The organism is Kineococcus rhizosphaerae (genome assembly GCF_003002055.1).
Classification (GTDB): Bacteria; Actinomycetota; Actinomycetes; order Actinomycetales; family Kineococcaceae; genus Kineococcus; species Kineococcus rhizosphaerae.
On record NZ_PVZF01000012.1, the window covers coordinates 26,045 to 49,483 of the forward strand.

The following is a 23,439-nucleotide window of genomic DNA, read 5'->3' on the forward strand; positions in this document are numbered from 1 at the left end:
CAGCCGGTGCACCCGCCTCTCCTGTCCCGCACCCCGTCGCCCGTCCACCCCGACAGGTCCCTCGTGCGGTCGACGCGGACGGCGGGCACGAGCACCCGGGGGCGGTCCCTGACCGTCGCGGTCCTGGGACCGAGCAGGTACCCCGTCGCCGAGCCCTACGCGGGTGGGCTGGAGTCCTTCGTCGGCGGCCTGGTCCGCGGGCTGCGCGAGCGCGGCCACCGGGTGCTGCTGTTCGCGGCCCAGGGCTCGGACGACGCCCAGCCGGAGGTCCTGGACGGCGGCGGGTGGGAACCGGACGAGCTGTCGCGCCGCGACCCGTCGATGCCCGCCGCGGCCTTCATGGCCGAGCACCACGCCCACCTGCGCGTGATGGACGCGCTGCGCACGCGCTACGCCGACGAGGTCGACCTGGTCCACAACAACTCCCTGCACTACCTGCCGCTGTCGTTGTCGGCGACGCTGCCCTTCCCCACGGTCACGACGTTCCACACGCCCCCGACCCCGTGGCTGACGTCGGCCCTGGCGGCCGGCGGCGGCTCCGCCCGGTTCACCAGCGTCAGCCGGTTCACCGGCCAGCAGTGGGCCCCGTGGGCCCCCCGCGCGCACGTCGTGCACAACGGCGTCGACCCGGGCCGCTGGACGCCGGGACCGGGCGGGACGAACCTGCTCTGGTTCGGCCGGCTGGTCCCCGAGAAGGGCCCGCACCTGGCCATCGCCGCCGCGGCGCGGGCGGGCCGGCACCTGGACCTGGTGGGGCCGGCGCTGGACGAGGAGTACTTCGCGCGGCGCATCGCCCCCCACCTGGGCCGGGGCGTGACGTGGCACGGCCACCTGGGGGGCTCCCCGCTGGCCCGGGCCGTCGGCCGCGCGGGCGCGGTCCTGGTGACCCCGGTGTGGGACGAGCCGTTCGGCCTCGTCGCGGCCGAGGCCGCGATGTGCGGCACGCCGGTGGTCGCCCTCGACCGCGGGGGACTGCGCGAGGTCGTCCGCCCCGGCTCGGGCAGCGCCCTGGGCGAGGTCGTCGCCGCCGGGGACGTCGACGCCCTGGCCGCCGCCGTCGGCCCGGCGCTCGCGATGGACCGGGCCCGCGTCCGGGCGGCGGCGGAGGCGCGGCTGTCCGCGCCGGCCATGATCGCCGGCTACGAGGGCGTCTACCGGGCGGTGCTGTCCGAGGCCTCCGCCGAGGCCCCCGTCGAGGACCACGTGCGGGTCGCGGCGTCGTAGCGGGCCAGACCGGCCGCCGCGAAGGCGTCGAGCCACCCCGTCATCGGGAACCACCCCCACCGGGCGTGGAAGACGCCGGCGTTGCGCACGACGGCCTCGACGTGCTGGACGGGCGGGTTGGTCGTGGGGTGGTGCTGGTGGAAGGCCTCGGCGCCCCCCACCCAGAACAGGCTGCCGCCCAGGGAGCGCACGGTGGCGGCGACGTCGGTGTCCTCGCCGCCGTACCCGCGGTACTCCTCGCAGAACCCGCCGAAGCGCTCCCAGTCCCGGGCGCTCACCGCGAACGACAGGGACCAGAACAGCCACCACTGCGACTCGTCCGCCGCCAGCACCTCGTGCTCGGCGGGGGCGGGCCGGGCGGGGTGCGGCGAGGCCGCCCGCGCGAGCCCGGCGAGGTCGGCGGCGCGCTCGACCCGGACGCCGGGGGGCAGGTAGGTCACCGCCCCGCACAGCAGGGACGGTCCCGCCACCGAGCGCACCGGCGCCGACGCGGCCGCGTCGCGGTAGGTCCGCAGCAGCCCCGGGGAGGGGACGCAGTCGACGTCGAGGAAGACGAGCAGCTCGGCCCCGGCCGCGAGGGCGGTCGCCGCGGCGACGTTGCGCGCCCGCGACAGCGGCAGCTCGCCGTCCGGTGGGACGGGGACGTCGACGACGACGGTGCGGGTCCGGTCCCCGGCCCGCGCCTCGACGAGGGGACGGACCCCGGGGTCGCCCATGGCCACGACGACGTGCAGGTCCGGGACGGTGTCGGAGTGCTGCAGACCCACCAGCTGACCCACCAGGTGCTCGTGGCGGCCGGCGACGATCGTCAGCACGGCCACCTGCGGGGACCTCACGCGAGCACCCCCTGCGCCGCGGCGGTCTCGTCGAGGAACCGGGCCGCGCGCTGGGCCCCGTCCCCGGGCGCCCACCGCCGCCAGGGTCCGGCCCCGACGGCGCGGGCGCGCGCGAGCAGCCCGGGCCAGCGGTCGGCCGCCGGCCAGCCGTCGAGGGCGACCAGGCCCTCCGCGCGCAGCAGGTCCACGCGACGGCGCTGCTCGGCGAAGGGCCGGTCCTGGGCGACCACGACGGCCGCTCGGCGGGCGGCGGCGACCTCCGCGACGGCGTTGTGGCCGCCGTGCACGACGACGACCTCGGCCTCCAGCAGCGCGTCCCAGACGTCCTGCTCGTCCTGCGGGCTGGTCAGGCGGGACCCGGGCACGCGGAACCGCCAGGTCCACCCGGGCGTCGCCTCCCGGGCCGCCAGCAGCTCGTCGTCGCTCACGTCGCGCCCGCCGCTGCCCCACAGGACCAGGACCGTGCCCGGCCGGGTGGCGCCGGTGGGGGCGGGTCGGCCGTCGAAGCGGGAGAAGGCCCCCACGTGGACGACGGGGGTCCTGCCGGACGGGGCGGGGGTCTGCGGCGCGGGCTGCGGCGCGGGCTGCGGCCAGGGGGCCAGCAGCGCGGTCGCGAGGTCGCGGCCCAGCCGGTGGGGCGCGTCGTCGCGGTCGCCGAGCATGGCGGCGACGACGACGGGCGCACCGCACAACCGGGCCAGGACCGTGACCTCGACGGAGACGTCCGTGACGACCAGCTGCGGGCGCGCCTGCGCGATCCACCCGGCGACGACGGCGTGGCGCCGCCCCAGCCCCCGGTGGTGCAGGGGCACCCAGTGCAGCGCGCCGCCGGCCGTGGCCGAGGCGCGGTCGACGTCGCCGTCGTCGTCGCGGTCGAGCTGCACCCACCCGCCCGTGAAACCGGCCGGGCGCGGCGCCGAGCTCAGCGCCGTCACCGGCGTGCGCAGGTGCCGGGTCACCGCGACGAGGCGCTGCAGGTGCCCGGCGCCGTGGTGGTGGACGTACCAGCCGATCACGCGTCCACCCGCGGCCCGGCCGCCCCGTGCGGGGCGACCTGCGAGACCACCCGCAGGTAGAGGTCCCGGTGCGCCTGCGCCACCCGTCGGCGCTGGGCGGCCCGGCTCCCGGCGTCGGCGGCCGTGCCCGGGCCGGCGGCCGCGGCGCGGTCCAGGGCCGCCGCCAGGGCCTGCGGGTCGAGCAGGTCGACCTGCTCGAGCCGCTGCTGCTGGTGCAGGTAGCCGACGTGCCCGGCCACGACGGGCACGCCCAGGTCGTGGCACAGCTCCAGCCAGCCCGAGTGCGTGCCGTGCCCGTAGGCCAGCAGCGAGACGTCCAGCTCCCGCAGGTAGCCGAACAGCTCCTCGTCGTCGAAGCGGTCGTGCACGCGCAGGTCGACGCGCCCGTCGGCGTGGGCGTCCCGCAGCCAGGCCGACAACGCGGCGTCGTGGCGGGGGAAGGACGGCTCGAGCGCCTCGCCGTGCACGTCCACGCGCAGCACCGTGCCGGGCAGGCGCCGCACGGCCTCGGCGGCGGACTCCAGCACGGGGCCGGCGACCAGGTTGGCGCGCAGGCTCTTCAGGTGCACGCCGACGACCCGCGGACCGCTGCGCGGCGGGCGGGGCGTCATCGCCTCGAAGGGCGCCACGTGCGGGTGCGGCACGACCTGCGGGCGACGCGACCAGCGGCGCTCGACCTCGTCGGCCGCCCCCGGGGTCAGGGTGACGACCTCGTCGGCGGCGGGGACCAGCACGTCCAGCAGCCGGTCGTGGTCGTGCTGCGTCGTCAGGTGCGGGTTCTGCAGGTCGTGGACGGTCAGGACCAGGCCCCGGCCCCGCCGGCGCAGCGCCGTCGTCAGCTCGCGCAGCTGCGCGGGCGTGCGGCCCTCGAACCCGAAGTGCAGGTGCAGCACGTCGAAGAGGGCGGCGTTCTCCTCGACCCACCCGGCGTCCAGGGCGGGGGAGGGGGCCCAGCGCGACGGGTCGGGCCGGGCGAGGCGGACGACCTCGACGCCGTCCACCCCCTCGTGGGTGAGGTGGTCCACGTAGCCGTGGTCGCCCGGGACGTGGAGCACTGCGACGGAAGCCGACAAACGACGTCTCCTGGGACTGGGCGCAGACGCCGGGACGCTGCGCGCGGGCACCACGGGCCCTCGTCTCGAACGCGCGGTCTTGGCACCGCCATTGAACACCGGCGGACGGGCTCCCCCGGTCCCAGCTGCGAACCGGGGCGGGTCGCGGCCTCAGCGGCGCTGCGTGGACTCGCTGCGCCGCAGCTCCGCCGGCACCAGCTCGAGCATCTCCTCGGGCAGCAGCGGCAGGTCGAGCAGGCTGAGCTTGACCCGCGAGCGCCGCCCGTGGCCGGCGGCGTCGAGCCGGATGACGTGGCCGGCGTCGCGCACGGCCCGGACCTCGATGACCGAGCCGGCCGGCAGCTCGCCGGAGGCGATGCCGTCGACCTCGACGGTGGGCGGGCCGGACTTCTCGAGCAGTTCGAGGCGGACGGGTTCGTCGACGCCGAGCACGATGGGCCGGCCGATGCCGGACATGGGCGCGACGGGGGTGACGAGCAGGGCCTCGGCGCCGGGGGAGACGACGGGACCACCGGCGGCGTAGTTGTACGCGGTGGAGCCGGTCGGGGTGGCGAGCACGATGGCGTCGCAGCGCAGGTACCCGATGCGCTGGTCGGCGACCGACAGCGCGGCCGTCACCGTCCCGCGGCCGGGGGTGCGGGCCAGGGCGATGTCGTTGAACGCCACGGCCTCGCGGTGCTCGCTGCCGGTGCGCAGCTCGGTGCGCAGGGACAGGTGCGGTTCGACGGTGAAGTCGCCGGCGGCGATGCGTTCGAGGGCGCCGGGCAGTTCGCTGGGTTCGAGCTCGACGAGGAAGCCGAGGTGGCCCAGGTTCACCCCGAGGACGGGCACGGTGCGGCCCACGAGCAGGCGCAGGGCGCCGAGCATCGTCCCGTCGCCGCCGAGGCTGACGACGGCGTCGACCGTCGCGGCGAACTCGGTCTGGCCCACCAGGCGGACGTCGGGGGGCAGCCGGGTCGCGTCGGTGCGCAACCCGACGACCTCCTTGCCGTGCTCGTGCGCCCACCGCTGGACGACGCGGGCCTGCTCGACGGTGTCGCGCACGGGGTGCACGACGAGCCCGAGCCTGCCGAGGGGTCCACCGCCGCGTCCGGGTTGCACCTGCGACACGCTAAACGCCCGCACCGGCCCCGGGCCCCGCGGGGTCAGGCCGGTCGGGGTTCGCGGTCGCGGCCCGGGCGGGCGGCCCGGGCCCGGGGCACCACGAGCGGGGTGCCGGTCTCGGGGTCGGGGATGACGACGCAGGGCAGGCCGAAGACCTCCTCGACGAGGTCGGCGGTCACGATCCGCGCCGGGTCGCCCTGGGCCACGACCCGGCCGGCCTTGAGGGCGACGAGGTGCGTGGCGTAGCGGGCGGCGTGGTTGAGGTCGTGCAGGACGGCGACCAGAGTGCGGTCCTGCTCCTCGTGCAGCTGGGCGCACAGGTCCAGGACCTCGATCTGGTGGGCGATGTCGAGGTAGGTCGTCGGTTCGTCGAGCAGCAGGATGGGCGTCTCCTGCGCCAGGGCCATGGCGATCCAGACCCGCTGGCGCTGCCCGCCGGACAGTTCGTCGACGGTGCGCTCGGCCAGGTCGTCGACCTGCGTCCAGGCCATGGCGGCGTCCACGGCGCGCTCGTCGTCCGCCGACCACTGGCGCAGCAGCTTCTGGTGCGGGAACCGGCCGCGGGCCACGAGGTCGGCGACGGTGATGCCGTCGGGCGCGGTGGCGGTCTGCGGCAGCAGGCCCAGGCGCCGGGCGACCTCCTTGGACGGCAGCGAGTGGATGTGCTGGCCGTCGAGGAAGACGCTGCCGACGGTGGGCTTGAGCATCCGGGCCAGGGCCCGCAGCACGGTGGACTTGCCGCACGCGTTGGGTCCGACGACGACGGTGAAGGAGCCGTCGGGGATCTCGATGTCGAGGCCGGCGGCGATGGTGCGCTCGTCGTAGGCCAGCGTCAGGTCCTGGCCGCGCAGCCGGTTCGGGGTGCTCACAGGTTCCTCTCGTGTCGGGTGGGGCCGGGTCAGCCGCGGCCGCGGCGCCACTGGGTGACCAGCAGCCAGGCGAGGTAGACGCCGCCGACGGCGCCGGTCACGACGCCGACGGGCAGCTGGGTGGGGGCGAAGAGGCGCTGGGCGGTGAGGTCGCTGACGAGCAGCACCAGCGCGCCGGTCAGCCCGGCGGCGACGAGCCCGGACCCGACGGCCCGCGTCAGGCGGCGGGCGATCTGCGGGGCGGCCAGCGCAACGAAGGCGATGGGCCCGGCGGCCATGGCGGCCAGCGCGGTGAGGGCGGTGGCGGCGACGAGGACGACGAGCCGGGTGCGGGCGACGTCGACGCCGAGGGCGCGGGCCGCGTCGTCGCCGAGGTCGAGCACCGTCAGCGAGCGCCCGCTCAGCAGCAGGACGGGCAGCAGCAGCGCGAGGCCGACGCCGACGGGGGTGGCCTGCTCCCAGCCGCGGCCGTTGAGCGAGCCGGTGATCCACACCGTGGCCGCCTGGGCGTCCTCGACGCGGGAGCGGGTGAGCAGGTAGCTGTTGGCGGCCTGCAGGACGGCGGAGACGCCGATGCCGACGAGGATGAGCCGGTAGCCCTGCACGCCGCCGCGGGTGGACAGCAGGTAGACCGCGATCGCGGTCACCCCGCCGCCGACGAGCGCGCCGAAGGACGTCTGCCAGCCGCCGCCGCCCAGGACGAGCAGGACGACGAGGGCGCCGGTGACGGCCCCGGAGGTGAAGCCGATGACGTCGGGGGACCCCAGCGGGTTGCGGGTGACGAGCTGGAACACCGCGCCGGCCACGCCGAGGGCGAAGCCCACGAGCAGGCCCGTGGCCACGCGCGGCAGCCGCAGCCCCAGGACGATGAACTCGTCGGCCCGCCGCCCCTGGCCAGCGAGGGTCTTGAGGACCTCGGGCACGGAGATCGGGTAGTCGCCCGTGGTGAGGCTGACGGCGACGACCGCGACCAGCGCCACGAGCAGGCCCAGGCACACGGTCAGGGTGCGGCCCTGGACGCGCACGGAGAACCCGCGCCCGGCGCGGACGGTGCGCCCGGCGCGCGCCCGGTCGGCGACGCGCCGGTGGGGGACGGCGACGGACCGGGACGCCGCGTGCGCGCTCACAGCTGCGCCAGCCGGCGGCGGCGGACGAGGGCCACGAGGACGGGCGCCCCGAGCAGCGCGGTCACGATGCTGACCTCCAGTTCACCGGGGCGGACCACGATCCGGCCCAGGACGTCGCTGAACAGCACCAGCGCGGGGGCCACGAGGCAGGACAGGGGCAGGACCCAGCGCTGGTCGGGCCCGGTGAGGGCGCGCACGAGGTGCGGGACGGCGAGGCCGACGAAGGCGATGGGCCCGGCGGTGGCGGTCGCGGCCCCGCACAGGAGGGTGACGGCCAGCGCGGTGAGCACGCGCGTGCGGCCCACGTGGGCACCCAGCGCCCGGCCGGAGTCCTCCCCGAGGGCGAGGGCGTTCAGGGCGCGGGCCTGCGAGAGGGCGAGGACGGTGCCGACGACGAAGAAGGGCAGCACCTGCCGGAAGGTCGTCGTGTCGTGCCCGGCGAGGGAGCCGACCTGCCAGAAGCGGAACCGGTCGAAGGTCCTGGAGTCCAGCAGGACCTGCGCGCTGGTGTAGGCGTACAGGGCCGCGGAGACCGCGGTGCCGGCCAGGGCCAGCCGGACGGGGGTGGCGCCCCCGCGGCCGGTCGCGCCGAGCACGTAGACGCCGACGGACACGACCGCGGCGCCGGCCATCGCGGCCCACACGAGCTGCAGCCGCGACGTCAGGCCGAGGACGCCGAGGGCGGTGACCATGGCGGCCGCGGCGCCGGCGTTGACGCCGAGCAGCCCGGGGTCGGCCAGCGGGTTGCGGGTCAGGGCCTGCATGAGGGCTCCCGACAGGCCCAGCGCGACGCCCACCGCGACGCCGACGAGGGTGCGCGGTACGCGCAGCTCCCGGACGACGAGGACGTCCTGGGAGCCGGCGCCGATGCCGCGCAGTGCGTCCAGGACGGTGCCCAGGGGGATCTCGCGGGACCCGACGGCGAGGCTGGCCAGGACCGCCAGGACGAGCAGGACGGCGGCGACGGCGACGGCGACGGGCCGTCGCGCGCCCCACCGCCGGGGCGCCGCCGGCCGTGCGGTGGCGGCCGTCGGGGGCGGCGCGCTGGTCGAGGTGGGCACGAGGAGTGAGGGTAGCCTCTCCACCGCTGGAGCGGGAAAGGGTCACCTCACTCGCCCCGCCGGGCGCGAGTGGGATCGGTCACGAACTGCGCTGCGGGCCCTCACCTGCCGATGGAGGGGTGTGACGGCGACTAGGGTGGTCGTCGGCGGTCGCCCCTGCGGCGACCGCGGTCGAGTGTTCAGTCCGGTTCGTTCCGCGGGCACCACGGCCGATCCCCGTCGTGTCCGATCACCGGAAGGCTCCACGTGAACACGTCCGCGTCCCGCGGCCCCCGCACGTCCACCCCCACCTCGAACGACTCCTCGGTGCCCCGCCCGCGCCGTCGTCGCCGCTCCGGCGGCGGTGGCCAGAGCGGCGCCCAGAACGGCGCGCAGAACGGCGCCGGGCGGAACGTGCCCGCGCAGCGGGCCGAGGCGCCGCGCCCGCAGGTCGTCTCCGACACGGTCACCGAGGTCGTCACCGACGACCGCTCCTTCGCCGAGCTCGGCGTCCCGCAGGCCCTCGTCGACGTCCTAGCCGCCGGCGGCGTCACCAGCCCGTTCCCCATCCAGACCGCGACGCTGCCGGACTCCCTGGCCGGGCGCGACGTGCTGGGCCGGGGCCGGACCGGCAGCGGCAAGACCATCGCCTTCGCCCTGCCGCTGGTGGCCCGCCTGGCGGCCTCGACGCGGCCGCGCCGCAGCACCCGCCCCCGCGCGCTGGTGCTCGTCCCGACCCGCGAGCTGGCCAACCAGGTCGCCGCGACGGTCACCCCGCTGGCCACCGCCGCGGGGCTGAAGACCACCGTCGTCTTCGGGGGGGTGGGCCAGAACCCGCAGGTCAGCGCCCTGCGCGACGGCGTCGACGTCCTCATCGCCTGCCCCGGCCGGCTCGAGGACCTCATCGGTCAGGGCCACTGCCGCCTCGACGCCGTCGAGGTCACGGTCCTCGACGAGGCCGACCACATGGCCGACCTGGGCTTCCTGCCCGGCGTCAAGCGGCTCATGGACGCGACTCCGGTCGTCGGCCAGCGCCTGCTGTTCTCGGCCACCCTGGACAACGGCATCGACGTCCTCGTCAAGCGGTACCTGTCCGAGCCCGTCGTGCACTCCGTCGACCCGGCCGTCGCGCCCGTCTCGACCATGGAGCACCACGTCCTGGAGGTCGCGGCCGACACCAAGAACGCGCTCGTGCGCGAACTGGCGGGCGGCCAGGGCCGGACCGTGCTGTTCACCCGCACCAAGCACGCCGCCAAGAAGCTGGCCAAGCAGCTGACGGCCGCGGGCATCCCGGCGGTCGACCTGCACGGCAACCTCAGCCAGAACGCCCGCGAGCGCAACCTCGGCGCGTTCTCCGACGGGTCGGTCAAGGTGCTGTGCGCCACCGACATCGCCGCCCGCGGCATCCACGTCGACGACGTCGGCCTCGTCGTGCACGTCGACCCCCCGACCGAGCACAAGGCGTACCTGCACCGCTCGGGCCGCACGGCCCGCGCCGGTGCCGGCGGCCTCGTGGTCACCGTCGCGACCCCCGACCAGCGCGGCGACGTGCGGACCCTGGCCCGCCAGGCCGGCATCTCCCCACAGTGGACGCCGGTCGGGACCGGTCACCAGCTGACCTCCCGCCTCGTCGGCCCGGCGGCCGCGTGGGTCGACCCCGCCGACTCGCCCGTCCCGACGGCCCCGCCGCAGCCGCAGCGGGCCCCCAAGCCCAAGACCGAACCCCGTGCGCCGCAGCGCTCCTCGGCCCCGGCCGGGGGTGCGCCGCGACGCCGTCGCCGCGGTGGCGGCGGACGCGGTGCGGGCGCCGGGACGAACTGAGGTTCCCGCCCTAGATTGAGCGGGGTGGGCCGACGCGAGCGCCAGTGGTGGGGGTACAGCCACCCGCACAGCCGCTCCGCGGTCCACCTCCTCTTCTGGCTGCTCGTCGGTGGGGTCCTGGGCGCGGCCTACTGGTGGTTCCGTGGTCGGCACGCCCCGCTGCGCTCCGGTCCCGTCCGCGTCGCCCAGGGCGTCGTGGCCGGGCTCGCCGTCGGCCTGATCCTCGTCGGGACGACCTGGCGCAGCGTCACCGACCTCGGTGACGCGCCGATCTGCGCGGCCCCGCCCGGTGAGGAGTGGGGGTCCACCGCCGAGGTCGGCCCCCTGACCGTCTCGGTGGCCGCGCAGAAGGTCGCGACCTGGCCCGAGACGGGGCTGGCGATGCTCTACGCCGACGCGCGCGGGCTCACCGTCTGCCGCTACGCCGCCGCCGACTACTACGTCGGCGTCGTCTCGAAGGCCGTGGCGGGCAAGCGGACCACGAACTTCGGCGACATGGTCGTCTCGCCCCGCTTCCCGACGGTCCCCTCCGAGGCCGCCGCGCTGGCCGAGCACGAGTCGCACCACCGGCCGCAGTGGGCGGTCGCGACGGTGCTCGCGGGCCCGGCCGCCTTCCCCGTCGCCTACGGCGTCGACGACTTCTTCTTCCCCGGGGCCCGCAACCACTTCGAGCGCCTCGCCGGTCTGGCGGCGGGCGGCTACGAGTGGGAGGGCGCCGGGCCCGTCCTGGGCGTGCGGCAGGTCCTCGCCCTCGTCCTGGTGCTCGCCGCGGGGACCGCCGGGGTGGTGCGGCGCCGCCGCCGGGCCCGGGCAGGATGAGCGGGTGCTCGCCGACGGACTGCTGGACACCCTGCCGGTCGGCGCCGCCGTCCCCGACCTGCTGAGAGCCCTCGACGAGGCCGGCACCGCCGTCCTGCAGGCCCCGCCGGGCACGGGCAAGACCACCCTGGTGCCCCTGGCGCTGGCCGACCACCTCTCCGGGCGGGCCCCGGGCCGGGTCGTCGTCGCCGAACCCCGGCGGGTCGCCGCCCGCGCCGCCGCGGCCCGGATGGCCTCGCTGCTGGGCGAACCGGTGGGCGAGACGGTCGGGTACGCGGTGCGCGGCGAGCGGCGCTCCGGGCCGCGGACCCGCGTCGAGGTCGTCACGACCGGCCTGCTGCTGCGCCGGATGCTGCACGACCCGGAGCTGCCCGGCGTCGGCGCCCTGCTGCTCGACGAGGTCCACGAGCGCCAGCTCGACGCCGACCTCGTCCTCGCCTTCGCCCTGCAGGCGCGCGAGCTGCTGCGCGAGGACCTGCGGCTGGTCGCCGCGTCGGCCACCCTCGACGTGCCGCGCCTGGCGCAGCTGCTCGGGGGCCCGGTCGTGACGGCCACCGCCCCCGTGCACCCGCTGGAGGTGCGGTGGTGCCCTCCGCCGCGGCCCGTGCGCCCGCCCGAGGGGCTGCGCGTGGACCCGGCGCTGCTGGACCACGTGGCCGCGCTGGTCCGCCGGGCCCTCACCGAGCTCACCGGGGACGTCCTCGTCTTCCTGCCGGGCGCGGGGGAGATCCGCGCCGTCGAAGGCCGGTTGTCCGGCCCGGGGGCGGACGTCGACGTGGTCCCGCTGCACGGCAGGCGCTCCGGGGCCGAGCAGGACGCCGCCCTGCGGCCCGGTCCCCGGCGCCGGGTGGTGCTGTCCACGGCCGTGGCCGAGTCCAGCCTCACGGTCCCGGGGGTGCGGGTCGTCGTCGACGCCGGGCTGTCGCGGGTCCCGCGGATCGACCACGCCCGCGGTTTCGGGGGGCTGGACACCGTGCGGGTCTCGCGCGCCTCGGCCGACCAGCGCGCCGGCCGCGCCGCCCGGCAGGGCCCGGGCACGGTCCTGCGCGCCTGGTCGCAGGCCGAGCACGCCCTGCTGGCGGCCCACTCCGCGCCCGAGGTCCTCACGGCCGACCTGACCGGCTTCGCCCTGCTGACCGCGGGGTGGGGCGAGGTGGACGACCTGGCCCTGCTCGACGCCCCACCGGCCGGACCGCTGGCCGCCGCGCGCGAGGCGCTGACCCGGCTCGGTGCCCTGGACGGCGGGGCGATCACGCCGCTGGGACGCCGGATGGCCGACGTGGGGCTGCACCCGCGGCTGGCCCGCGCGCTGCTGCAGGGGGCCGAGCGGGTCGGTTCCCGCGCGGCCGCCGAGGTCGTCGCCCTGCTGTCGGAGGACTCCGCGCGCTCCGGCGACGACCTCGTCGCGGCGTGGCGCTCGGTCTCCCGCGACGCCTCCCGCGAGGGGTCCGGGACCTGGCGCCGGGAGGTCGCCCGGCTGCTGGCCGCCGCCGGCGAGCACCGCGGGACCGGGGCCCCGCGCGACCTCGTGGCCGGGACCGTCGTGGCGCTGGCCCACCCCGAGCGCGTCGCCCGGCAGCGGTCGGCCGGGGGCACGGCGTACGCGACGGCGGGCGGGACGGGCGTCGAGCTCGACGCGGGCAGCGGGCTGCGCCAGGCCCGGTGGCTGGCGGTCGCGGTCGCCGACCGCGCCCCCGGCCGGGCCGCCGCCCGGGTGCGGGCCGCCGCCCCCCTCGACGAGGACACCGCGCGCGACGTCGTCGGTGTCGAGGTCGTCGAGGAGGTCCGCTGGGACGGCGACGTGCGCGCCCGCCGCGTCGAGCGGCTGGGGGCCCTCGAGCTGTCCGCCCGCCCCCTGCCCGACCCGCCCGCGGACGCGGTCGCCGAGGCGGTCGCCGAGGGGGTCCGGCGCGAGGGGCTGGGGCTGCTGACCTTCGGGCCCGCCGCCGCGTCGCTGCGGGCCCGGGTGGCGTGCTGCCGCGCGGCGCAAGGCGATCCGTGGCCCGATCTCGGCGACGAGCACCTGCTGGCCACCCTGCCGCGGTGGCTCGACCTGGGCGGTGTCCGTTCCCGGCGCGACCTGGCCCGGCTCGACGTCGCCGGCGCCCTGCGCGCGCTGCTGCCCTGGCCGCAGGCCGGTCGTCTCGACGAGCTCGCCCCGCTCGAGCTGCCCGTGCCGACCGGCCGCAGCGTCCGGGTCGACTACTCCGACCCCGCGCTGCCCGTCGTCGCGCTCAAGCTGCAGGAGGCCTTCGGGTGGACCGCCACCCCGCGCCTGGTCGAGGGTCGGGTCCGGGTCGTCCTGCACCTGCTCTCACCCGCCGGCCGGCCCCTGGCGGTCACGTCCGACCTGGCGTCGTTCTGGCGGGGCGCCTACCCGTCGGTGCGCGCGGAGATGCGCGGTCGCTACCCCCGGCACCCGTGGCCGGAGGACCCCTTCACCGCCGCACCCACGGCGCGCACGACCCGCCGCTCAGGCTGAGGGCAGCGCCGCGCCCAGCTCGGGCACCGGTCCCTGCACCGACCACGGGAAGTCGATCCAGCGGTCGGTCTCCTTCCACGCGTACTCCGGTGCCAGCGTCGTGGTCGGCTTGCGGTAGACGACGGCCGCCCGCGCCCGCACCCCGGCCTCGGCGCACATCCGCACGACCACGCCCAGGGTCCGGCCCGTGTCCGCGACGTCGTCGACGACGAGCACGTCGCGGCCCGCGAGCTCGGACAGGTCCACCGACGGGGCCAGGACCACGGGCTCGGGCAGCCGGGAGTCGACGCCGGTGTAGAACTCGACGTTGATCGTCGCGGTCTCCTTCACGTCCAGCGCGTACGCCAGCCCGGCGGCCAGCGGCAGCCCGCCGCGGGCGATGCCGAGCATCACCGCGGGGCGGTACCCGTCGCGGGCGATGGCCGAGGCCAGGTCCCGCACCGCCTGCCCGAAGGTCGACCAGGTGAGCACTTCGCGGTCGGGGCCGCCGGAGCCGATCGCGCCGTCGGGGTCGCCGGAGCCGTCGCGGTCACCGGGGGAGGAGGTCGTCACGCGGCGAGGGTAGCCGCGCCCGCCGCCCGCTCTCCCTCCGCGTCGGGCCCCGGACGATTACGATCACTCGCTGTGACGACTCCTTCGCGCGGCCGGTCGAGCGGCGGGCGGCCGTGAGCCCCGCGCTCGCCACCGTCGACGTCGTCGTGATCGGCGCCGGTCAGGGCGGGCTGTCCGCCGCGTTCTTCCTCGACCACGCCGGTCTCGCCCCCGGACGCGGGTACGTCGTGCTCGACAGCGACGACGAACCCGGCGGCGCCTGGCGCCACCGCTGGCCCGGGCTCGTCATGGAGCGCGTCAACGGCGTCCACGACCTGCCCGGCTACCCCCTCGGCGCCGTCGACCCCCGGGCCCCCGCCCGCGAGGTCGTCCCCGCCTACTTCGCCGAGTACGAGCTGCGGCTCGGCGGACCCGTGCGCCGCCCCGTCGCCGTGCACGAGGTCCGCCCGGCCGGGGCGCGCCTGCTCGTCGACTCCAGCGCGGGAGCCTTCGCCGCCCGGGCCGTCGTCAACGCCACCGGCACCTGGACCAAGCCGTTCTGGCCGTCCTACCCCGGCCGCGACGTCTTCCGCGGCCGCCAGTTGCACACCGCCGACTACGCCGGCCCGGCCGAGTTCGTCGGCCGGCACGTCGTCGTCGTCGGCGGCGGCATCTCCGCCGTCCAGCACCTCGCCGACCTCGCCGACCTCGGCGTCGCCACCACGTGGGTCACCCGCTCCGAGCCGGTGTTCCGCGACGACTTCGACGTCGAGGCCCGCCGCGCCGCCGTCGAGGTCGTCGCCCGCCGCGTCGCGCACGGCGAACCACCCGGCAGCGTCGTCTCGGCCACCGGCCTGGTCCTGACCCCCGAGGTCGCCGCCCTGCGCGAGCGCGGCGTCCTCAAGCGGCACCCCGCCTTCGCCCGCCTGCGGCCCGACGGCGTGCAGTGGGCCGACGGGTCCACCCAGGCCGCCGACGTCGTCCTGTGGGCCACCGGCTTCCGCCCCGCCCTGGACCACCTGCGCCCGCTGCACCTGCGCGAACCCGGCGGCGGGATCCTCGTCGAAGGCACCCGCGTCGTGCGCGAACCCCGCCTGCACCTCGTCGGGTACGGCCCCTCCGCCAGCACCGTCGGGGCGAGCCGGGCCGCCCGCGAAGCCGTCCGCGAGGTCCTCGCCGGGCGTTGAACCGCCCCCGGCAGGCCCGGTGTACGTTCCGGCCGTGACCTCCCCGTTCCAGACCCCCCTCACCGCCCTCACCGGCGGCCCGCTGGACACCGCGGCCCTCACCGGCCGGGCCGTCCTCGTCGTCAACGTCGCCTCCCGCTGCGGGTTCACCCCCCAGTACGAGGGGCTCGAGGCGCTGCAGCAGGAGTACGGCGAGCGCGGGTTCACCGTCCTGGGCGTGCCCTGCAACCAGTTCAAGGAGCAGGAACCCGCCTCCAACGAGGAGATCGCCGAGTACTGCTCCGCGACCTGGGGCACCACGTTCCCCATGACGGAGAAGCTCGAGGTCAACGGCGCCGGCCGCGACCCGCTGTACGCCACCCTCACGCAGGTCCCCGACGCCGACGGTCGGGCCGGGGACGTCGCCTGGAACTTCGAGAAGTTCCTCGTCGCCCCCGACGGCACCGTCGCGGGCCGCTGGCGCTCGCGCACCACGCCCGAGGACCCCGCGCTGCGCGCCGCGCTCGAGGCCGTCCTGCCGGGCTGAGACCCGCTCACCGTCCCGCCTCGGCCAGCGCGAACGGGACGGTGAGCACCCCCGCCCGGGTGCGCACGTGGTAGCGCGTCCGGCCGAGCTTGACGACCTGCCCCGTGGTGCCCGTGTACGGGCCGCCGCCCACCACGCGCACCCACGACCCGACCGGGAGCCGGCGCACCCCGGCGGGTGCTGCGGTGCGGCCTGCGGTGGAGGCGGCGACGTCCTGCAGCCGGCGCAGGTCCGCGCGGTAGCTGTCCGGCATCTCCGCGGGCGGCACCTCGCGGCCCCGCAACCGCCAGCTCACGACGTTCGCCGGGTCGAACCCCGGCCCGCACCGGCCGCAGGACAGCACCCGGGTCGGGCGGCGGTGGCGCGTCGTGGTGTGCCCCGCCGGGCACGTCCCGGCCCACGGCCCCGGCGCCCGCGGGCCCGCGGAGGTCCGCTCGCCCGAGCAGCCCAGGCGCCGCGCCGTCGCCCGCCACACCGCGTCGTGGCCGTGCCCGGGCCCCACGAGGGCGTGCGCGATCTCGTGCAGCACGGTGTCGCGCACCTCGGCCTCGTCGTGCAGCGCCGTCAGCGGCCCGCTCAAGCCGATCCAGCGCCGGTCCGCGCGGCACACCCCCGCGCGCGTGCGGGCCCGGTCCAGCCCGACCGTCCAGTCGTGCAGCCCGTGCTCGGCCAGCAGCTCGCGCGCCATCGCCAGCGCGTCCTGCACGTCCACCCGCGACCCCCCTCCTCGACCTGCCCGGTCCGGCACGGATCCCAGCACGGGGCTCGGACACGACGAAGGGCGCCGCACGGTGTGCGGCGCCCTTCGTCTGCGTGCCCCCGGCAGGACTCGAACCTGCGCACACGGCTCCGGAGGCCGATGCTCTATCCGCTGAGCTACGGGGGCCCTGCGGTGCGTCGCAGACACTACCAGTGGTCGGCGCGCGCCCCGACCACCGTTCCCCCGATCGGTGCGCGCGAGGGTGGGGCCCGTCGCGCCGGTAGGCTTGCCCCTCGTGACTCCCGCCGAGCTCTCAGCTGCCCTGAGGGATGCCCTGACCGCGGCCGTCGCCGCCGGAGAGCTGACCCTCGACCCCGCCGACGTCCCGGCCGAGGTCCGCGTGGAGCGCCCCAAGAACCGCGACCACGGCGACTGGGCGACCAGCGTCGCCCTCCAGCTCGCCAAGAAGGCCGGCCGCCCCCCGCGCGACGTCGCCGCCGTCCTGCAGCAGCGCCTGGTGCGGGTCGACGGCGTCCGGGCCGTCGACATCGCCGGTCCCGGCTTCCTCAACGTCACCCTGGAGGCCGCGGCGGCCGGCGAGCTCGCCCGCGCGATCGTCGAGGCGGGCACGGCCTACGGGAACGCGGCCGAACCCAGCGGCGAGAAGGTCAACCTCGAGTTCGTCTCGGCGAACCCGACCGGCCCGATCCACCTCGGCGGCACCCGGTGGGCCGCGGTCGGCGACTCCCTGGCCCGCGTCCTGCAGGCCTCGGGCGCGTCGGTGACGCGCGAGTACTACTTCAACGACCACGGCGGCCAGATCGACCGGTTCGCCCGCTCGCTGCTCGCCCGCGCCAACGGCGAGCCCGCCCCCGAGGACGGCTACGGCGGGGACTACGTCACCGACATCGCCGAGGCGGTCCGCGCCCGCGTGCCCGGTGTGCTCGACCAGCCGCGCGAGGAGCAGCAGGAGACGTTCCGCCGCGAGGGCGTCGACCTCATGTTCGCCGAGATCAAGAAGAGCCTCGCCGACTTCGGCGTCGAGTTCGACGTCTACTTCCACGAGGACTCCCTGCACTCCTCCGGCGCCGTGGAGCGCGCGGTGCAGAAGCTGCGCGACCTCGGCCGGATGTACACCGCCGACGGTGCGGAGTGGTTGCGCACGAGCGACTTCGGGGACGACAAGGACCGCGTCGTCCTCAAGAGCGACGGTCAGCCGGCGTACATCTCCGGCGACATCGCCTACTACCTGGACAAGCGCGAGCGCGGGTTCGACCGCTGCGTGCTGATGCTCGGCGCCGACCACCACGGGTACGTCGGCCGGATGATGGCCATGTGCGCCGCGTTCGGCGACACCCCCGGGGTCAACCTCGAGATCCTCATCGGCCAGATGGTGAACCTCGTCAAGGACGGCGCGCCGGTCCGCATGAGCAAGCGCGCCGGGACGGTCGTGACGATGGAGGACCTCGTCGGTGCCGTCGGCGTCGACGCGGCCCGCTACTCCCTCGTGCGCTCCAGCGTCGACTCCAGCATCGACGTCGACCTGGACCTGCTGACCCGGCGCAGCAACGACAACCCGGTCTTCTACGTGCAGTACGCGCACGCCCGCACGGCGAACGTCGGCGTCAACGCCGCGAGCGCCGGGGTGCGCCGCGAGGACGCCTTCGAGCCCTCGCTGCTGACCGACGAGACCGAGTCGCTGCTGCTGGCCGCCCTCGCCGAGTTCCCCGACGTGGTCAAGCGCGCCGCGGAGCTGCGCGAACCGCACCGGGTCGCGCGCTACCTCGAGGAGCTCGCGGGCAGGTTCCACAAGTTCTACGACGCGTGCCGCGTCACCCCGCGCGCCGACGAGGAGGTCACTGACGTGCACCGGACGCGCCTGTGGCTCAACGACGCCACGAAGCAGGTCCTGGCCAACGGCCTGGGTCTGCTGGGCGTCTCCGCCCCGGACCGCATGTGATCGGGGGTAGGTGAGTGGCGGACATCGCGGTCGTGCCGGCGTGGCTCAAGCCCCCGGCCGACGTCAACGAACTCCTCCCGCAGCTGTGGGCGCGCACGGTCGCCCGGGACGCCGCCGGGGCCCTGACCGTGGGCGGTGTCCCGGTCGCCGACCTCGCGCGGACCTTCGGCACGCCGCTGTTCGTCGTCGACGAGCTCGACTTCCGGTCCCGGGCGACCGCCTTCCGCAACGCGTTCGCGGACGCCTTCGCCGACCTGTGCGGCGGGGCGGACGTCTACTACGCCTCGAAGGCGTTCATCGCCACCGGCGTCGCCCGGTGGATCGCCGAGGACGGCCTGCACCTGGACACCGCCTCGGGCGGGGAACTGGAACTGGGTCTGCGCGGCGGGGTGCTGCCGGGCCGGATCGCGTTGCACGGCAACAACAAGTCGCGCCGCGAGATCGTCACGGCGCTGGAGGCCGGGGTCGGTCGCATCGTCGTGGACTCCCTGGAGGAGATCGACGTCGTCGCCGACCTGGCCCGTGAGCGCGGGGTCGTCGCCCCCGTGATGCTGCGCGTGACCGTCGGGGTCGAGGCCCACACGCACCAGTACATCGCCACGGCCCACGAGGACCAGAAGTTCGGCCTGTCGCTGGCCGGCGGGGCCGCCGAGGCCGCCGTGGCCAAGGCGCTGTCGCGCCCGGAGCTGCAGGTCCTGGGGTTCCACAGCCACATCGGTTCGCAGATCTTCGACCTCGGCGGGTTCGAGGTCTCGGCGCGCCGGCTGCTGGAGCTGCACCGCAGGGTCGAGCGCGAGCACGGCGTGGAGCTGCCCGAGATCGACCTCGGCGGCGGGTACGGCGTGGCCTACACGTCCGAGGACAAGCCGCTGGCCCCCGTCGAGATCGCCGGTCGCCTCGCCGAGATCGTGGCCCGCGAGTGCCTCGTGCAGGGCATCGCGGTCCCGCGCGTGTCCGTCGAGCCGGGCCGGGCGATCGCCGCCCCCAGCACGTTCACCCTCTACGAGGTCGGCACGACGAAGGTCGTCGACCTCGACGGCGGGACGAGCCGGCGCTACGTGTCCGTCGACGGCGGGATGAGCGACAACATCCGCACCGCGCTGTACGACGCCGACTACTCCGCGACGATCGCCTCGCGCGCCTCCGCCGCCCCGGGCGTGCTTTCGCGCGTGGTCGGCAAGCACTGCGAGAGCGGCGACGTCGTGGTGCGCGACGAGTTCCTGCCGGCCGACACCTCGGCGGGCGACCTGCTCGCGGTGCCCGGCACGGGCGCCTACTGCCGCAGCATGGCCAGCAACTACAACCAGGTGCCCCGCCCCGCCGTGGTCGCGGTGCGCGACGGGTCCTCCAAGCTCCTGGTGCGCCGCGAGACGCCGGAGGACCTGCTGGCGCTCGACGCCGGCTGAGGACCGAGCCGGTCGGGACGGAGCCGGTCAGGACGCCCTGACCGGGGTGAGAGGGTGGGGCGGATCGTGCAGGACGAACTGAGGGAGCGCAAGCGGTGGAGCCGGTGAAGGTCGCGCTGCTCGGGTGCGGCGTGGTGGGCGCCGAGGTGGCGCGGCTGCTGACGACGCAGGCCGACGACTTCGCGGCGCGCGTGGGCGCGCCGCTCGAGCTCGTCGGGATCGCGGTGCGCCGGCTGGGCCGCGACCGCGGGGCGGGCATCGACACGTCGCTGTTCACGACCGACGCCGAGGAGCTGGTGACGCGCGCCGACGTCGTCATCGAGGTCATCGGCGGCATCGAACCGGCCCGCTCGCTCATCCTGCGCGCCTTCGAGCACGGCGCCTCGGTCGTCACCGCGAACAAGGCGCTGCTGGCGGCCGACGGCCCGACCCTGTACGAGGCCGCGGCCAAGAACTCCGTCGACCTGTACTACGAGGCGTCCGTGGCCGGGGCCATCCCGCTGCTGCGGCCGCTGCGCGAGTCGCTCGTGGGGGACCGCGTCACGCGGGTCCTCGGCATCGTCAACGGGACGACGAACTACGTCCTGGACCAGATGCACACCACGGGCATGGGGTTCGCCGAGGCGGTGGAGCAGGCCCAGGCCCTCGGGTACGCCGAGGCCGACCCGACGGCCGACGTCGAGGGGTTCGACGCCGCCGCCAAGGCCGCGATCCTCGCCTCGCTGGCCTTCCACACCCGGGTCAGCCTCGACGACGTTCACCGCGAGGGGATCACCGAGGTCAGCGCGGCCGACGTGCGCGCCGCCGAGCTGCAGGGCTGCGTCGTGAAGCTGCTGGCCATCTGCGAGCGGGGCACCGACGCCGAGGGCAACGAGGCCGTCTCGGTGCGCGTGCACCCCGCGATGCTGCCGCGCGAGCACCAGCTCGGCGGCGTGCGGGGCGCGTTCAACGCCGTCTACGTCGAGGCCGAGGCGGCCGGTGAGCTCATGTTCTACGGTCCCGGCGCGGGCGGGCGGCCCACGGCCAGCGCCGTCATGGGCGACGTGGTGGCCGTCGCCCGGCACAAGGTCGTCGGGGGCCGCGGACCGGGGGAGTCGGCCTACGCGCAGCTGGCCGTGCAGCCCATGAGCGAGACGGTCACCCGGTACCACGTGCGGCTCGACGTGGCCGACAAGCCCGGCGTCCTGGCCCAGGTGGCCGGGGTCTTCGCCGCGCACGGCGTCTCGATCGAGGCCGTGCAGCAGCGTCACGACGACTCGGGCCGCGCGGTCCTCGTCGTCGTGACCCACAGCGCCACGGACGCGGCGCTGTCGACCACGGTCGACGAACTGGAACGACTGGACATCGTGGACTCCGTGGCCGGCGTGCTGCGGGTCGAGGGGGGAGACGCCTGATGGCGCACGTGTGGCGGGGTCTCGTCGAGGAGTACCGGGACCGGCTGCCCGTGACCGAGGACACCCCGGTCGTCACGCTGGGGGAGGGCGGCACGCCGCTCGTCCCGGCGCGCCACCTGTCCGAGCTCGTGCGGGGCCGGGTGCTCCTCAAGGTCGAGGGCTGCAACCCCACGGGGTCCTTCAAGGACCGCGGCATGACGATGGCCATGACCAAGGCCAAGGAGAACGGCGCCGAGGTCGTCATCTGCGCCTCGACGGGCAACACGTCCGCCTCGGCCGCGGCGTACGCCACGGCCGCGGGCATCCGCAGCGTCGTGCTCGTCCCGGACGGCAAGATCGCCATGGGCAAGCTGTCCCAGGCCGTCGCCCACGGCGCGACGATCCTGCAGGTCGACGGCAACTTCGACGACTGCCTGAACCAGGCCCGCAAGCTCGCCGAGGCGTACCCCGTCGAGCTGGTGAACTCGGTCAACCCGTTCCGCATCGAGGGCCAGAAGACGGGCGCCTTCGAGGTCGTCGACGTCCTGGGTGACGCCCCCGACATCCACGCCCTGCCCGTGGGCAACGCCGGCAACATCACGGCGTACTGGAAGGGCTACACCGAGTACGCCGCCGACGGCGTGGCGAAGAAGACGCCCAAGATGTGGGGCTTCCAGGCCGCCGGTGCCGCCCCCATCGTCAAGGGCCACCCCGTCGACGAGCCCGAGACCGTCGCGACGGCGATCCGCATCGGCCACCCGGCCTCCTGGACCGGCGCCACGACCGCCCGCGACGACTCCGGCGGCCGCATCGACGCCGTCAGCGACGAGCAGATCCTCGCCGCGCACCGCTGGCTGTCCTCCCGCGAGGGCGTCTTCGTCGAGCCCGCGTCGGCGGCCGGGGTCGCCGGCCTGCTCGCCGCGGCCGAGGCCGGCGAGGTCGAGGCCGGCCAGACCATCGTCATCACCGTCACCGGGCACGGGTTGAAGGACCCGCAGTGGGCCATCGACCTCGCCGGCGAGGCGGCCCAGCCGACGCGCGTCCAGCCCGACGCCGTGACCATCGCCCGCGCGATCGGTCTGGACGTCTGAGCCGCGTGTCCGAGGCGGTGAGCACCCCCGCGCGTCCGCGCGCCCTCGCGCCGCTGCCGGTCGGCACGGCCGTGACCGTGCGCGTCCCGGCGACGAGCGCGAACCTCGGACCCGGCTTCGACGCGTTCGGCCTCGCGCTCGACCTGTGCGACGAGGTGCGCGCCGAGGTCCTGCCCGAGGGGCTCTCGGTGACCGTCGAGGGCCAGGGCGCCGGGACCGTCCCGACGGACGGCCGGCACCTCGTGGTCCGTGTCCTGCGCGAGGAGCTGGCCGCGGAGGGGTACGCGCTGCCGGGGCTGAACCTGCTGTGCCGCAACGTAATCCCGCACGGTCGGGGGCTCGGGTCGTCGGCGTCGGCCATCGTCGCCGGGCTCGCGGCCGCGCGTGGGCTGCTGCTGGCCGTCGGGGTCGTCGACGAGACGGACGAGCAGACCCGCACGCGGGTCCTCGTGGAGAGCTCGCGCCGCGAGGGGCACCCGGACAACGCCGCGCCCGCCGTCCACGGCGGGTTCACCATCGCCTGGACGCGGGGCGAGGACCCCACGCACCCCGACGCCGTGAAGTCCGTCCGGCTCTCCGTGCACCCGGACGTCCGCGCCGTCGTGTGCGTGCCCGAGGTGGAGCTCGCGACGTCGCGGGCCCGGGCGCTGCTGCCCGCCGGTGTCCCGCACGCCGACGCGGCACTGACGGCCGGTCGCGCCGGTCTGCTCGTGCACGCCCTGACGGCCGACCCCTCCCTGCTGCTCGACGCGACGGAGGAGCGGCTGCACCAGGCCCAGCGGGCCCCGGCCATGCCGGCCTCGGCGCGGCTGCTCGGGGTGCTGCGGGAGCAGGGCCTGGCCGCCGTCGTCTCGGGGGCCGGGCCCAGCGTCCTCGTCCTGACCGACGCGGCCGGGGTCGCGCGGGTGCACGAGACCGCTGCGGCGCAGGGCACGTGGGACGTCCACGACCGCCCCGTGCACCCGACCGGGGTGTCCTGGCGCGTCGGCTGAGACCGGTGGTGCGCCGTCCAGCGGGCCACCGCCGCGCGCTGCCGCAGGGGTCCGGCGCCACGACGCGCGGCGCGTCCGAACGGGGGATGGGGAAGGACAGCGGGCCGGTGGGTGTTAGCATCGTCATCAGCACTCACGGCGGGACCGTTTCTGGCGGACGCTGGTCGAAGAACAACCGCTCGTAGGAACGTCTTCCTGCAGCGGCCGTCCCCCTGCCTCCGGGTGCGTCTCCACGTTCGTCCTGCGCTCCTTCGCGCGGCCG

Annotated in this window: 20 protein-coding genes and 1 tRNA gene; 11 read left to right on the forward strand and 10 right to left on the reverse strand. The window is 76.3% G+C overall.

Annotation, left to right across the window (positions count from 1 at the left end; genetic code table 11):
* Positions 1 to 6 precede the first annotated feature (6 nt).
* Complete coding sequence (locus CLV37_RS20570) at positions 7 to 1,224, forward strand: glycosyltransferase (protein WP_211298823.1); 1,218 nt, start codon at positions 7 to 9, stop codon at positions 1,222 to 1,224.
* Here CLV37_RS20570 and CLV37_RS20575 read toward each other — a convergent pair.
* The 7 genes from CLV37_RS20575 to CLV37_RS20605 all read right to left on the reverse strand — a co-directional run bounded on the left by CLV37_RS20575 (position 1,152) and on the right by CLV37_RS20605 (position 8,310).
* Positions 1,152 to 2,060: a glycosyltransferase family 2 protein gene (locus tag CLV37_RS20575; RefSeq protein ID WP_106213969.1), complete on the reverse strand. Its 909-nt coding sequence runs from the start codon at positions 2,058 to 2,060 to the stop codon at positions 1,152 to 1,154. The genes CLV37_RS20570 and CLV37_RS20575 overlap by 73 nt on opposite strands.
* Positions 2,057 to 3,076 carry a hypothetical protein gene (locus CLV37_RS20580; protein WP_106213970.1) on the reverse strand — a complete coding sequence of 340 codons (1,020 nt, stop codon included), beginning with the start codon at positions 3,074 to 3,076 and terminating at the stop codon, positions 2,057 to 2,059. The genes CLV37_RS20575 and CLV37_RS20580 overlap by 4 nt, the downstream gene beginning before the upstream one ends.
* A complete protein-coding gene (locus CLV37_RS20585) occupies positions 3,073 to 4,101 on the reverse strand; it encodes a glycosyltransferase family 1 protein (protein ID WP_146149520.1) in 1,029 nt (342 codons plus the stop codon). The genes CLV37_RS20580 and CLV37_RS20585 overlap by 4 nt, the downstream gene beginning before the upstream one ends.
* 198 nt (positions 4,102 to 4,299) lie before the next feature.
* Entirely contained in the window at positions 4,300 to 5,250 is a 951-nt protein-coding gene (locus CLV37_RS20590; protein ID WP_106214208.1) for an NAD(+)/NADH kinase, read from the reverse strand.
* A gap of 44 nt (positions 5,251 to 5,294) precedes the next feature.
* A complete protein-coding gene (locus CLV37_RS20595) occupies positions 5,295 to 6,122 on the reverse strand; it encodes an ABC transporter ATP-binding protein (protein WP_211298824.1) in 828 nt (275 codons plus the stop codon).
* A gap of 29 nt (positions 6,123 to 6,151) precedes the next feature.
* Positions 6,152 to 7,249, reverse strand: coding sequence for a FecCD family ABC transporter permease (locus CLV37_RS20600; RefSeq protein WP_106213975.1), 1,098 nt, complete (start codon positions 7,247 to 7,249; stop codon positions 6,152 to 6,154).
* Positions 7,246 to 8,310: a FecCD family ABC transporter permease gene (locus CLV37_RS20605; RefSeq protein WP_106213977.1), complete on the reverse strand. Its 1,065-nt coding sequence runs from the start codon at positions 8,308 to 8,310 to the stop codon at positions 7,246 to 7,248. Before CLV37_RS20605 ends, CLV37_RS20600 begins: the two co-directional genes overlap by 4 nt.
* Positions 8,311 to 8,556: 246 nt before the next feature.
* On the opposite strand from CLV37_RS20605, the gene CLV37_RS20610 reads away from it, so the two are divergent.
* From CLV37_RS20610 to hrpB, 3 genes are read left to right on the forward strand one after another with little or no spacing between them, the layout of a single operon-like run.
* The gene (locus CLV37_RS20610) at positions 8,557 to 10,110 is read left to right on the forward strand and encodes a DEAD/DEAH box helicase (RefSeq protein WP_211298825.1); all 1,554 of its coding nucleotides are present in this window, start codon (positions 8,557 to 8,559) and stop codon (positions 10,108 to 10,110) included.
* A gap of 24 nt (positions 10,111 to 10,134) precedes the next feature.
* A complete protein-coding gene (locus CLV37_RS20615; RefSeq protein WP_106213979.1) occupies positions 10,135 to 10,929 on the forward strand; it encodes a hypothetical protein in 795 nt (264 codons plus the stop codon).
* Positions 10,930 to 10,933: 4 nt separating this feature from the next.
* Positions 10,934 to 13,411 carry an ATP-dependent helicase HrpB gene (gene hrpB, locus CLV37_RS20620; RefSeq protein ID WP_106213981.1) on the forward strand — a complete coding sequence of 826 codons (2,478 nt, stop codon included), beginning with the start codon at positions 10,934 to 10,936 and terminating at the stop codon, positions 13,409 to 13,411.
* Here hrpB and CLV37_RS20625 read toward each other — a convergent pair.
* Positions 13,403 to 13,963 (reverse strand): phosphoribosyltransferase, encoded by a 561-nt coding sequence (locus tag CLV37_RS20625; protein WP_245885514.1) that lies wholly within the window; start codon positions 13,961 to 13,963, stop codon positions 13,403 to 13,405. The genes hrpB and CLV37_RS20625 overlap by 9 nt on opposite strands.
* A 113-nt stretch (positions 13,964 to 14,076) precedes the next feature.
* Here CLV37_RS20625 and CLV37_RS20630 point away from each other — a divergent pair, with 113 nt between their 5' ends.
* Together CLV37_RS20630 and CLV37_RS20635 are read left to right on the forward strand one after the other, a co-directional pair.
* Positions 14,077 to 15,129: an FAD-dependent oxidoreductase gene (locus CLV37_RS20630; RefSeq protein WP_170127402.1), complete on the forward strand. Its 1,053-nt coding sequence runs from the start codon at positions 14,077 to 14,079 to the stop codon at positions 15,127 to 15,129.
* 34 nt (positions 15,130 to 15,163) lie between these two features.
* Positions 15,164 to 15,655 carry a glutathione peroxidase gene (locus CLV37_RS20635; protein WP_106214216.1) on the forward strand — a complete coding sequence of 164 codons (492 nt, stop codon included), beginning with the start codon at positions 15,164 to 15,166 and terminating at the stop codon, positions 15,653 to 15,655.
* 7 nt (positions 15,656 to 15,662) lie between these two features.
* Here CLV37_RS20635 and CLV37_RS20640 read toward each other — a convergent pair whose 3' ends face one another.
* Entirely contained in the window at positions 15,663 to 16,367 is a 705-nt protein-coding gene (locus CLV37_RS20640; RefSeq protein WP_106213985.1) for a SprT-like domain-containing protein, read from the reverse strand.
* A gap of 102 nt (positions 16,368 to 16,469) precedes the next feature.
* Positions 16,470 to 16,541: transfer RNA gene (locus CLV37_RS20645), tRNA-Arg, on the reverse strand.
* A 109-nt stretch (positions 16,542 to 16,650) separates the two neighbouring features.
* Between CLV37_RS20645 and argS the strand changes: the two genes are divergently transcribed.
* The 5 genes from argS to thrB all read left to right on the forward strand — a co-directional run bounded on the left by argS (position 16,651) and on the right by thrB (position 23,177).
* On the forward strand, positions 16,651 to 18,315 hold the full coding sequence (gene argS, locus CLV37_RS20650; RefSeq protein ID WP_106213988.1) for an arginine--tRNA ligase: 1,665 nt from the start codon (positions 16,651 to 16,653) through the stop codon (positions 18,313 to 18,315).
* A gap of 14 nt (positions 18,316 to 18,329) precedes the next feature.
* Positions 18,330 to 19,721: a diaminopimelate decarboxylase gene (gene lysA, locus CLV37_RS20655; RefSeq protein ID WP_106213990.1), complete on the forward strand. Its 1,392-nt coding sequence runs from the start codon at positions 18,330 to 18,332 to the stop codon at positions 19,719 to 19,721.
* Between the two features lie 95 nt (positions 19,722 to 19,816).
* A complete protein-coding gene (locus tag CLV37_RS20660; RefSeq protein WP_106213992.1) occupies positions 19,817 to 21,115 on the forward strand; it encodes a homoserine dehydrogenase in 1,299 nt (432 codons plus the stop codon).
* Positions 21,115 to 22,185 carry a threonine synthase gene (thrC, locus tag CLV37_RS20665; RefSeq protein ID WP_106213994.1) on the forward strand — a complete coding sequence of 357 codons (1,071 nt, stop codon included), beginning with the start codon at positions 21,115 to 21,117 and terminating at the stop codon, positions 22,183 to 22,185. The genes CLV37_RS20660 and thrC overlap by 1 nt, the downstream gene beginning before the upstream one ends.
* Before the next feature lie 5 nt (positions 22,186 to 22,190).
* The gene (gene thrB / locus CLV37_RS20670) at positions 22,191 to 23,177 is read left to right on the forward strand and encodes a homoserine kinase (protein ID WP_106213996.1); all 987 of its coding nucleotides are present in this window, start codon (positions 22,191 to 22,193) and stop codon (positions 23,175 to 23,177) included.
* The last annotated feature ends 262 nt before the right edge of the window (positions 23,178 to 23,439 follow it).